This window comes from Tistlia consotensis USBA 355 (assembly GCF_900177295.1).
GTDB lineage: Bacteria > Pseudomonadota > Alphaproteobacteria > Kiloniellales > DSM-21159 > Tistlia > Tistlia consotensis.
On sequence record NZ_FWZX01000081.1, the window covers coordinates 1 to 1265 of the forward strand.

The following is a 1265-nucleotide window of genomic DNA, read 5'->3' on the forward strand; positions in this document are numbered from 1 at the left end:
GCGGCATTCTTCGAGAGCTCGCCGGCAGCCGAGAGCACCTGGGCCGAGGCCGTGCCGGTCTCGTTCGCCGCCTCGGTCACCCCGGTGATGTTGCCGGCCACCGTCTGCGTGCCGTCGGCCGCCCGGCTCATGGTCTGCGCGATCTCGTCGGTCGCCGCACCCTGCTCCTCCACCGCCGCCGAGATCGAGGTCGCGATCTCGCTCATCTGCCCGATCACCTCGCCGATCGAGCGGATCGCGCCGACCGCCTCGCCCGTCGCCGACTGCATGCCGCCGATCTGCGCCGCGATCTCCTCCGTCGCCTTCGCCGTCTGGCTCGCCAGCGACTTCACCTCGGAGGCCACCACCGCAAAGCCGCGGCCCGCCTCGCCGGCCCGCGCCGCCTCGATCGTCGCGTTCAGCGCCAAGAGGTTGGTCTGCTCGGCGATCTCGCTGATCAGGCTGACCACCTCGCCGATCTTCTGCGCCGCCGACGACAGGCCCTCGACCTGCTGGTTCGTCGCCGCCGCCTTGCTCGAGGCCTCCCGCGCGATGTCCGTCGAGTGGCTGACCTGGCGGGCGATCTCGGAGATCGAGTTCGCCAGCTCGCGCGCCGCCGCCGCCGCCGACTGCACGTTGCCCGAGGTCTCCTCCGAGGCCGACGCCACCCGCGCCGCCCGGCTGCTCGCGTGCTCGGCCGTGCCGGACATCGCCTCCGCCGTCGACTGCATCTCGCCCGCCGAGCTCGACACCGCCTCGACCACGCCCTTGACGCTGGTCTCGAAGCCCTCGGCCAGCGACAGCATCTCCTGCCGCCGACGCGCCTGGGCCGCCTCGCGCTCGGCCTCGTTGCGGCCGCGCTCCGCCTCCGCCTCGGCCAGGCCGTCGCGGAACACCGTCAGCGCCCCGGCCATCTCCGCGATCTCGTCGCGCCCGCCGACCGGCACCGCCGCCGTCAGGTCGCCCTCGGCGATCTCGCGCATCGAGCTCGCCAGGCGCTGCAGGCGCCGCACCAGGTTGCGGCCGACGTAGAGCCAGGCGATCAGCAGCGAGATCACCAGGCAGCTGCCGGCGATCGAGAGCTGCAGGATCTCGCTGCGCCCCAGCGCCCCGGTCACCGAGGCCGTCGCCGCATCCAGGTCGCCGTGCACCTCGCCGACCATCGCCGTCACCTGCTCGCCGAGCTGCTGGGCCGCCTGCCGGCTCTCCGAAAGCGCCTGCTCCGCCTGCCGCTGCGCCGCCAGCTGCTCCGAGCGAAGCTCGAAGACGTTCCCCGCCTTCTCGCC

The 1265-nt window shown here is 73.6% G+C and carries 1 protein-coding gene; it reads right to left on the minus strand.

What is annotated here, in order from left to right:
* On the minus strand, positions 1 to 1265 hold a 1265-nt coding region (locus B9O00_RS32170; protein WP_143596449.1), incomplete at both ends, for a methyl-accepting chemotaxis protein.